This window comes from Streptomyces adustus (genome assembly GCF_009377175.1).
Taxonomy (GTDB): Bacteria; Actinomycetota; Actinomycetes; order Streptomycetales; family Streptomycetaceae; genus Streptomyces; species Streptomyces adustus.
The window spans coordinates 1-9579 of the sequence record NZ_VJZD01000316.1 but is presented as its reverse complement, the minus strand read 5'-3'; the positions used below and the strand labels follow the sequence as shown (position 1 = coordinate 9579).

At 71.1% G+C, this 9579-nt stretch carries 9 protein-coding genes and 1 pseudogene; 8 read left to right on the top strand and 2 right to left on the bottom strand.

Translation table 11 applies throughout. The features are described 5' to 3' along the window. Window positions 1–193, top strand: a pseudogene (locus FNH09_RS47345) (LPXTG cell wall anchor domain-containing protein); the annotation flags it as partial. A gap of 180 nt (window positions 194–373) precedes the next feature. Here the strand turns inward: FNH09_RS47345 and FNH09_RS41540 are convergent. After that, window positions 374–1240 carry a DUF3109 family protein gene (locus FNH09_RS41540; protein WP_162469882.1) on the bottom strand — a complete coding sequence of 289 codons (867 nt, stop codon included), beginning with the start codon at window positions 1238–1240 and terminating at the stop codon, window positions 374–376. A gap of 83 nt (window positions 1241–1323) precedes the next feature. Here FNH09_RS41540 and FNH09_RS41535 point away from each other — a divergent pair, with 83 nt between their 5' ends. The 4 genes from FNH09_RS41535 to ilvD all read left to right on the top strand — a co-directional run bounded on the left by FNH09_RS41535 (window position 1324) and on the right by ilvD (window position 5967). Beyond that, on the top strand, window positions 1324–2265 hold the full coding sequence (locus FNH09_RS41535; RefSeq protein WP_152895042.1) for a Ppx/GppA family phosphatase: 942 nt from the start codon (window positions 1324–1326) through the stop codon (window positions 2263–2265). A 232-nt stretch (window positions 2266–2497) separates the two neighbouring features. Next, window positions 2498–3322 (top strand): TIM barrel protein, encoded by an 825-nt coding sequence (locus FNH09_RS41530; protein ID WP_162469881.1) that lies wholly within the window; start codon window positions 2498–2500, stop codon window positions 3320–3322. After that, window positions 3319–3924 (top strand): TetR/AcrR family transcriptional regulator, encoded by a 606-nt coding sequence (locus tag FNH09_RS41525; protein WP_162469880.1) that lies wholly within the window; start codon window positions 3319–3321, stop codon window positions 3922–3924. The genes FNH09_RS41530 and FNH09_RS41525 overlap by 4 nt, the downstream gene beginning before the upstream one ends. Window positions 3925–4113: 189 nt before the next feature. Then, window positions 4114–5967: a dihydroxy-acid dehydratase gene (gene ilvD / locus FNH09_RS41520; RefSeq protein WP_152895041.1), complete on the top strand. Its 1854-nt coding sequence runs from the start codon at window positions 4114–4116 to the stop codon at window positions 5965–5967. 60 nt (window positions 5968–6027) lie between these two features. Here the strand turns inward: ilvD and FNH09_RS41515 are convergent, their stop codons facing one another. Then, window positions 6028–8124, bottom strand: a complete 2097-nt coding sequence (locus FNH09_RS41515; RefSeq protein ID WP_152895040.1) for a serine/threonine-protein kinase — start codon at window positions 8122–8124, stop codon at window positions 6028–6030. A gap of 184 nt (window positions 8125–8308) precedes the next feature. Between FNH09_RS41515 and FNH09_RS41510 the strand changes: the two genes are divergently transcribed. The 3 genes from FNH09_RS41510 to FNH09_RS41500 all read left to right on the top strand — a co-directional run bounded on the left by FNH09_RS41510 (window position 8309) and on the right by FNH09_RS41500 (window position 9537). Continuing rightward, entirely contained in the window at window positions 8309–8617 is a 309-nt protein-coding gene (locus tag FNH09_RS41510) for an SH3 domain-containing protein (RefSeq protein WP_152895039.1), read from the top strand. A gap of 83 nt (window positions 8618–8700) precedes the next feature. Continuing rightward, on the top strand, window positions 8701–8988 hold the full coding sequence (locus FNH09_RS41505; RefSeq protein ID WP_375978842.1) for an SH3 domain-containing protein: 288 nt from the start codon (window positions 8701–8703) through the stop codon (window positions 8986–8988). 42 nt (window positions 8989–9030) lie between these two features. Continuing rightward, entirely contained in the window at window positions 9031–9537 is a 507-nt protein-coding gene (locus tag FNH09_RS41500; protein WP_162469879.1) for an EamA/RhaT family transporter, read from the top strand. Window positions 9538–9579: the final 42 nt, after the last annotated feature.

Sequence of the window (9579 nt, the reverse complement as noted above, 5' to 3'; positions counted from 1 at the left end):
CGGCAGCCCCAGTGGCCGCCCGTCCACGACCCCGACCGGCACGGCCTCGGCCACCACCGACCCGACGCCGTCCGAGCCGCCCACCGCCGACCCGGATCCCACCCCCACCGACTCCGCCTCGTCCGACCCGGGAAGCCCGTCACCGCCGCCGGACGACGACGATGACGACGACCCGAGCCCGGTCACCTCGTAGACCCGGCAGCCGCGGCCCATGCGAAGCCCGGCCCACCGGTCACGCCGCACGCACCGGCCACCTGGGGTGCACCGGTCACGCCGGACGCACCGGATACCTCGGGTGCACCGGATACGCCGGACGCACCGGATACCTCGGGTGCACCGGATACGCCGGACGCGAGGAAACCGGGACCCGCGCTCAGGCCACCGGATCGACGGGATCTACCGGATCCGCCGGGTGCGGTGCCAGCAGCGGGAGCTGCGAGGCCAGCCGCGCCTCGCACAGCTCGACCAGCCGGTCGTAGCCGGCCTTGCCCATCAGCTCGATCAGCTCGGGCCGGTAGGAGACGTACACCGGGTCGCCCGCGCCGTGCGCCGAGGTCGCCGACGTGCACCACCAGTGCAGGTCGTGGCCGCCGGGCCCCCAGCCCCTGCGGTCGTACTCACCGATCGACACCTGGAGCACACGGGTGTCGTCCGGCCGGTCGATCCAGTCGTACGTACGCCGCACCGGCAGCTGCCAGCAGACGTCGGGCTTCGTCTCCAGCGGCTCGCGGCCCTCCCGCAGGGCGAGGATGTGCAGCGAGCAGCCCGCGCCCGCGGCGAAGCCGGGCCGGTTCTGGAAGATGCACGAGCCCTGGTAGGGGCGGGTCTGGCGGGAGCCCTCGTCGTCCTCGGAGACCCAGCCGGTCTCGGTGCCCACGGCGTGGTTCTGCCAGATCTCCGGGGTCAGCCGCGCCACGTGCCCGGCGACCCGCTTCTCGTCGTCCTCGTCGGAGAAGTGGGCGCCCAGCGTGCAGCACCCGTCGTCCGCCCGGCCGGCCTGGATGCCCTGGCAGCCGCTGCCGAAGATGCAGTTCCAGCGAGAGGTCAGCCATGTCAGATCGCACCGGAAGACCTGTTCGTCGTCTGCCGGATCAGGGAACTCCACCCACGCGCGCGCGAAGTCGAGTCCCTTCTCGTCGCTCACCGTCGGAGCCTGCTTCGACCGGGGCGCCTTCGGCTGCGAAGGGCCCTTGGTGGATTTGGCCGACTTTCCGTCCTTCGCCTTTTTCGTCTTTGGCACCTGTCCAGGGTAAGTCGCCGCGGAGCGCTTCAGGGACCGCAGAGGGGGCTGAGCACGGCGTTCCTGGCAGTAGCGTTCCCTACATGAGACTCGGTGTCCTCGACGTGGGATCGAACACGGTGCATCTGCTGGTGGTGGACGCGCACCCCGGCGCCCACCCGCTTCCCGCGCACTCGCACAAGGCGGAACTGCGCCTGGCCCAACTCCTCGACGGCGACGGAGCGATCGGTCCCGAAGGGGTCGACAGACTGATCTCCGTCATCGACCGCGCGCTCCAGGCCGCCGAGGACAAGGGCGTCGAGGATCTGCTGCCGTTCGCGACCTCGGCCGTGCGCGAGGCCACCAACGCCGACGAAGTCCTCGCACGCGTGCAGGACGAGACCGGCGTCCGGTTGCAGGTGCTCACCGGCGCGGAGGAGGCCCGGCTCACCTTCCTCGCCGCCCGCCGCTGGTACGGCTGGTCGGCCGGGAAGCTGCTGGTCCTCGACATCGGCGGGGGTTCCCTGGAGATCGCCTTCGGCATGGACGAGGAGCCCGACGCGGCCGTCTCGCTGCCCCTGGGCGCGGGTCGCCTCACCGCGGGCTGGCTGCCCGGGGACCGGCCGGGCCCCGAGGAGATCAGGGCGCTGCGTCGTCATGTCCGGGCCCAGATCGCCCGTACGGTGGGGGAGTTCAGCCGGCTCGGCATGCCCGACCATGTCGTCGCCACCTCCAAGACCTTCAAGCAGCTGGCCCGGATAGCCGGTGCCGCCGGCTCCGACGAAGGTCGGTACGTGCAGCGCGAGCTCAAGCGGGAGTCCCTGGAGGCCTGGGTGCCCCGGCTGGCCGCGATGACGCCCGAGCAGCGTGCCGAGCTGCCCGGCGTCTCCGCGGGCCGCGCGGGCCAGCTGCTGGCGGGCGCGCTGGTCGCCGAGGGCGCGATGGACCTGTTCGGCGTCGAGGCGCTGGAGATCTGCCCCTGGGCGCTGCGCGAGGGCGTGATCCTGCGCCGACTGGACCACATGGACGCGGAACCGACGCCCTGACGTCCGGCCCGCGCGCGTGCGGCACGTCACACACGCGGGCGGGCGGCCCGGCGGCCGGTGTGCCGCGCCACCTGCCCGAGCGGGCAAGGTAAGCCGTGTCGGAGCAGGCGTCGGAGCCGATGCCGGAGCAGGCCCGGGAGGCCGCGGCGGGAGGTCGGCGGGGGCCGTTCGCCGCACCCGCCCGCCGTCCCGCGCCCTCCGGCGTGATCCGGGGCCCCGTACGCTGTCCTTCGTGGCAGAACCAGTCGTGCGCATCCCGGATGCGAAGGTCGCCCTGTCGACGGCTTCCGTCTATCCGGAGTCGACGGCGACGGCCTTCGAGATCGCCGCGCGCCTCGGCTACGACGGTGTCGAGGTCATGGTCTGGAACGATCCGGTCAGTCAGGACATCGAGGCACTGCGCCGGCTCAGCGACCACCACCGGATCCCGATCCTCGCCGTGCACGCCCCCTGCCTGCTCATCACCCAGCGGGTGTGGTCCACCGACCCCTGGATCAAGCTCCAGCGCGCCCGCGCGGCCGCCGAGAAGCTCGGCGCGAGCACCATCGTCGTACACCCGCCGTTCCGCTGGCAGCGGCAGTACGCGCGCGACTTCGTCGCCGGGATCTGGCGGATGGCGAACGAGACGGATGTGCGGTTCGCCGTCGAGAACATGTACCCCTGGCGCTATCGCGACCGCGAGATGCCGGCGTACGCCCCCGACTGGGACGTCACGAAGGACGACTACCGCCACTTCACGATCGACCTCAGCCACACCGCCACCGCCCGGACCGACGCGGTCCAGATGATCGACCGCATGGGCGACCGCCTCGGCCATGTCCACCTCGCCGACGGCAGCGGCTCGGGCAAGGACGAGCACCTGGTGCCCGGACGCGGCACCCAGCCCTGCGCCGAGCTGCTGGAGCACCTGGCCCGGACCGGTTTCGACGGGCACGTCGTCATCGAGGTGAACACCCGCCGGGCCATGTCCAGCGCCGAGCGGGAGGCCGATCTGGCGGAGGCGCTGGCCTTCACGCGGCTGCATCTGGCGTCGGCGGCGAAGGCGCACCGGCCGTGACCGGCCCGATCGCCCGCAGGCGCGGCCGGCCCCCGCGCGCGGAGTCCGCGGACACCCGCGAGCGCATCCTGGGCGCCGCCCGCGAGGAGTTCTCCGAGCGCGGCTACGAGAAGACGTCCGTACGCGGCATCGCCAAGGCGGCTGGCGTGGACCCGGCCCTGGTGCACCACTACTTCGGCACCAAGGAGCAGGTCTTCGAGGCCGCGATCGAGGTCGCCGCCGGACCCGTGCTGAACGGGCCTACGGCAGTGGCCGAAGGCCCGCCGGACGAGGTGGGCGAACGCCTGACCCGCTTCATGTTCGGCGTCTGGGAGAACCCCGCCACCCGTACGCCCCTGCTGGCGATCGTCCGCTCCGCCGTCAACAACGAGACCGCGGCCGCCGTCTTCCGCCGCCTGGTCGTCTCCCAGCTGCTGGGCCGGATCGCCGCCCGGCTCGACCTGCCGGACGCGGAACTGCGCGCCGAGCTCGCGGCCGCCCAGCTCGTGGGCTGCGCGATGCTGCGCTATGTGATCAAGGTGGAACCGCTGGCGTCGGCGGACCTGGAGCAGGTCGTCGCGCGCGTGGCACCGGTGGTGCAGGCACACCTCACGGGACCGTGACGCCGTACGCGCGAGGTCGCAAGGGACTGTGACGCCGTACGCGCGAGGTCGCGCGGGACCGTGACGCCGTACGTGCGAGTGAGACATGTGTCCCGTATTCCGGACACACCGTCCCGACCCCTGGATGACCGGCGTACGCTCGTCAGCAGTCAGAAGTCTCTGATCGCAGTCTCTGAAGGAGCGAGCGCGATGCCCGAGCTGAGGTCCCGCACAGTCACCCACGGCCGCAACATGGCGGGCGCCCGCGCCCTTATGCGCGCCTCCGGTGTACCCGGTGCGGACATCGGCCGCAAGCCGATCATCGCCGTCGCCAACAGCTTCACCGAGTTCGTCCCCGGCCACACCCACCTCCAGCCGGTCGGCCGGATCGTCAGCGAGGCCATCCGCGAGGCCGGCGGCATCGCCCGCGAGTTCAACACGATCGCCGTCGACGACGGCATCGCGATGGGCCACGGCGGAATGCTGTACTCCCTGCCCTCCCGCGACCTGATCGCGGACAGCGTGGAGTACATGGTCGAGGCGCACTGCGCCGACGCCCTGATCTGCATCTCCAACTGCGACAAGATCACGCCCGGCATGCTGATGGCCGCCCTGCGCCTGAACATCCCGACGGTCTTCGTCTCCGGCGGCCCGATGGAGTCCGGCCGCGCCACCCTCGTCGACGGCACGGTCCGCACGCTCGACCTGGTCGACGCGATCTCCGACGCCGTGAACGACAAGATCTCGGACGAGGACATCCTCCGGATCGAGGAGAACGCCTGTCCGACCTGTGGCAGCTGTTCCGGCATGTTCACCGCGAACTCGATGAACTGCCTGACCGAGGCCATCGGCCTCTCCCTCCCCGGCAACGGCTCGGTCCTGGCCACCCACACGGCCCGCAGGGCGCTCTACGAGAACGCCGCCCGCACGGTCATGGACGTCACCCGCCGCTACTACGAGCAGGACGACGAGACCGTCCTGCCCCGCGCCGTCGCGAGCTTCGCCGCCTTCCAGAACGCCATGGCCCTGGACATCGCGATGGGCGGCTCGACCAACACGATCCTGCACCTGCTGGCCGCCGCCCAGGAGGCGGGCGTCCCGTTCGGGCTGGAGGAGATCAACGAGGTCTCGCGCCGGGTTCCGTGCCTGGCGAAGGTCGCCCCGAACGTCGCCAAGGACCGCACGTACTACATGGAGGACGTGCACCGCGCCGGCGGCATCCCCGCCCTCCTCGGCGAACTGCACCGCGCCGGCCTGCTCAACGAGGACGTGTACTCGGTGCACAGCCCGTCCCTGGCCGACTGGCTGAAGACCTGGGACGTGCGCGGCGGCTCCCCGTCCGCCGAGGCGGTGGAACTGTGGCACGCGGCCCCCGGCTGCGTCCGCTCCGCCGAGGCCTTCTCCCAGTCCGAGCGCTGGGCGGCCCTCGACGTGGACGCCGAGAACGGCTGCATCCGCTCCGCCGAGCACGCGTACTCCAAGGACGGCGGCCTCGCGGTCCTCAAGGGCAACCTGGCGGTCGACGGCTGTGTGGTGAAGACGGCCGGCGTCGACGAGTCGATCTGGACCTTCGAGGGCCCCGCGGTGGTCTGCGAGTCCCAGGAGGAGGCCGTCGAGAAGATCCTCAACAAGCAGGTGACCGACGGGGACGTCGTCGTCATCCGCTACGAGGGTCCCAAGGGCGGCCCCGGTATGCAGGAGATGCTCTACCCGACCTCCTTCCTCAAGGGCCGCGGCCTGGGCAAGACCTGCGCCCTGATCACCGACGGCCGCTTCTCCGGCGGCACCTCCGGGCTGTCCATCGGCCACGCCTCCCCGGAGGCCGCGTCCGGCGGCACGATCGCGCTCGTCGAGGACGGCGACCGGATCCGTATCGACATCCCGAACCGCACCATCGACCTGCTGGTCGACGACGCGGAGCTGGCCCGTCGCGAGCAGGCCCTCGGTGGCGTGTACGCGCCGAAGCAGCGGGAGCGGAAGGTGTCCGCGGCGCTGCGCGCCTACGCGGCGATGGCGACCAGCGCGGACAAGGGCGCCGTGCGCGACGTCAGCAAGCTGGGCTGACGTCCTCCAGGGTGGAAACAGGGGCCGTCTCCTCGGAGGCGGCCCCTTCCGTCTGCCCGGTCACCACTCCGAGGGACGCCGGGCGTCCACGGCGAAGACGGTGCCGTCGGGGGCGGCGGCGTAGACGCGGTGACCGTCCACGACCGGCTGGGGCAGCGAGGCCACCACCTGGTCCGAGTTCGCCCCCAGCCGCGCACGCGTCTGCCCGAGGAGTTCGCCGCTACGGGCGTCGACCGCGAGGAGACGGCCGTCGGGGGTGGTGACGTAGACGTGCCCGCCGTCGGCGACCGGCGTCGAACCCCGGCTCACGGACGTTTCGAGGTGCCACAGCCGCTGTCGGGTGTTCGTGTCGAAGGCTTCCAGTGAACCGCCTGTGGCCAGGATGTACACGACGTTCCCTCGCACGGCTGCCGCGGCCTCCTGGCGGGCGACGGGCAGGACGGTCCGACTCGACTTCCTCGACCCGGGGTCGTAGCGGACCACCGCCTTCGTCCCGCCGGAACCGCGGTCGACGGACAGGAAGAACGCGGATCCCCCCTGAGTGCCGAAAGGCCTCAGCGTGCCGGTCAGCCGTGCTTGCCACCGCACGTCACCCGTGGCCGGGTCGATCACGGTGACCTGCGTGCTCGTCCCGTCGTCGGACGTCCTGGTCGCATAGGCCAGCGGGTCCCCGGCGAATGAGACGAAGGAGTCGACCCCCGTCATCCGGCGACTCCACTTCGTCACGCCTGACGAGCTGTCCACACCGGTGCTCACGCCGTCCACACCGGTGAGCAGGGCCATGCCACCGGTGTAATGCACCGAGGCGGGCCCGGCGAGGTCTCGCTGCCAGACCTTCCGGCCCGTGGCAGGGTCCAGTGCGGTCAGGCGCCGGCCTCCGTCGGTGCAGGACTGCAACAGCCCGCCGGAGACGACCGGTGGGCCGGCGGAGCATTCCTCGGGCGCGGAGCGCCGCCACCGCAGGCTGCCGTCGGCCGGCTCGAGCGCGTAGCCGACTCCGGACTGTCTGCACAGCAACTCGTTCGCCCCGTAGTTGCATTGAGGAAAGCCCGCGGCACTGGGGGCGGGTTCGGTCGTCCAGGAGACGGACGAGGTCCGCGTGGCGTGCGACGAGGGTTCCCCCGACGCGGAGGGGTTCCCGTCGGCGCGATGGATCGAGACGAGGACACCACAGGTGACGAGCGCGAGGACTCCGCCCGCGAGCGCCGTCCATCTGCGCAGACCCCCTCCGGGCCTGCGCGCCGACGCGTTCGGGAGGGGCTTCGGATCCGGTGCGTCGACCGCCTCGCTCGACCGCTGTGCCGGTACGAAGACCTGCGTGTCGTACGACGCCGCCACCGACCGCAGTTTCCGCATCAACTCGTCCGGTGTGGGCCGGTCCTCGGGCTCCTTGGCGAGACAGCGCAGCACCAGGGGTGCCAGGTCCTCCGGTATGCCGGTCAGGTCGGGCTCGTCGTGCACGACCTGGTAGGCGACGATGTACGGACTGTCGGAGTCGAACGGCCCGCGCCCCGTCGCCGCGTGCACCATCACGGACCCGAGCGCGAAGATGTCGGCGGCGGGCCCCACCTCCCGCGGGCGCCGGAACTGCTCGGGCGCCATGAACGGCGGCGTCCCGATCAACTTCCCCGTCTCGGTGCGCAGTTCGCTGTCCGTCGGCCGGGAGATGCCGAAGTCGATGACCTTCGGCCCGTCCTCGGCGAGCAGTACGTTGCTCGGCTTCAGGTCCCGGTGCACCACCCCGACGCGATGGATGTCGCGCAGCGCCTCGGCCAGTCCGGCCATCAACCGGCGCAACTGGGCCGGCTCCATGGGGCCGTTCTGCTTCACCTGGTCGGAGAGGGTCGGCCCGGGGATGAACAGGGTCGCCATCCAGGGCCGTCCGGCCTCCGGGTCGGCATCGACGACGGAGGCCGTGAAGGCTCCGCTGACCCGTCGCGCGGCGGCCACCTCCTGCCGGAACCGCCCTCTGAACTCGGGGTCCTTGGCGAACTGGGCGTGTACGACCTTGACCGCGAGCTTCAGCCCCGAGGTGCTCCGGGCCAGGTGCACCACGCCCATGCCGCCGGAGCCCAGCCGGGCTTCCAGAGGGTAGTGACCGGCGTATTCGGGAAGTTCCGCTTCCGCGCCCGCTCCGATGTTCTGCTGCGGCGCCATGGAACCACCCCCGTGCTGTTCTTCCGTGCGCGCGAACGGACGGAGCCTAGTCGATGACCCGTTCGAGACGGAGGCGGCTTGCTAGCCTTCGTGTGCAAATCGCGTTACGTGTGTTTCGCCGCGCGATTCGGGGGAATCAACGGGGCCCCATGGCAGTCATGGGGTGCAACGGGGGAGGATTTTCATGTCTGTTGAGCGTGTCGAAGAGGCCGAGAGCGCGGAAGGCGCCGTTTCGACGGCGGCAGCTCTGCCCTACTACACGACGGCGCCGGTCCGTCTGAACGTGCGCAGCGGACCCGGCACGAGCTACAGCATCGTCCGCACACTGCCCGGCGGTTCCAAGGTCCCGATCTTCTGCCAGACGCCGGGCACGACGGTCACGGGCACGTACGGCACCACCAACATCTGGGACAACATCAGCAACGGTGAGTTCATCTCGGACGCGTATGTACAGACGGGCAGCGACGGCTACGTGGCTTCGCGCTGCGCCTGACGGCACTGACCTACCTGGGGGGAATCATGAATTTCCGCAGACGCGGATCCGTCCTGCTCGCGGCTGCCGCCGGAGCGTTTCTCATGGTCATGGGATCGGCTGCGACAGCCGATGCGCTGGTGCTCACCTACTACCCGATCGCCCCCGGCGTCACCGTCAATGTGCGCAGCGGTCCCGGCACGGGCTACGGCATCGTCCGTGTCCTCGCCGAGGGCTCCAAGGTGCCGATCTTCTGCCAGACGCCGGGCACGACGGTCACGGGCACGTACGGCACCACCAACATCTGGGACAACATCGACGACGGCGAGTTCGTCTCGGACGCGTATGTGCACACGGGCAGCGACGGATACATCCGACCGCGCTGCGCCTGATCCCCCCAAGAAGTCCGCGATCCCCCCAGCCATAATCAAGGAGTGACCGACAAGACCGACACCCCGACCGGCCCCGCGGGCCCCCAGGGCGGCGGGCCCCGCCCCGAGCCCCTTCGTTTCTTCGGCACGAGCTGGGTGAACCACGACGACGGCTACCGGCTGCGGCGTATCGGCGTGGCCGTCGGCGCGCTCGTCGCGGCCGCCGTCTCCTGTCTGGTCCTGCGCTTCGCCTACCAGGGACTTCAGATCGCCGACGTCGGCAGCTTCGTCACGGTGATCGTGGTCGTGATGTTCGCGATCTGTAGCGCGCTGGCCTTCGGGCACACCTGGGAAGGCTTCCGCAAGCGTCCCGACGCCGACCGGCAGGCCTCCCTGCGCGGCCTGCTGGCCATCGGTTTCGTCGGCTCGCTCCTCGCCTACTTCTTCCGCTCCCTCACCGAGGCCCCCGGCGAGGTGCTCCACCGCGAGGAGTACGAGGCGGCCCGGCAGGCGCACGAGAAGCGCTCGACCCGCCGCACCGGCAACCCGTCGAAGAAGCGCCGCCGCTGACCGCCCGGGTCGGGAGTGCCACCAGGCACCCCCGACCCACCC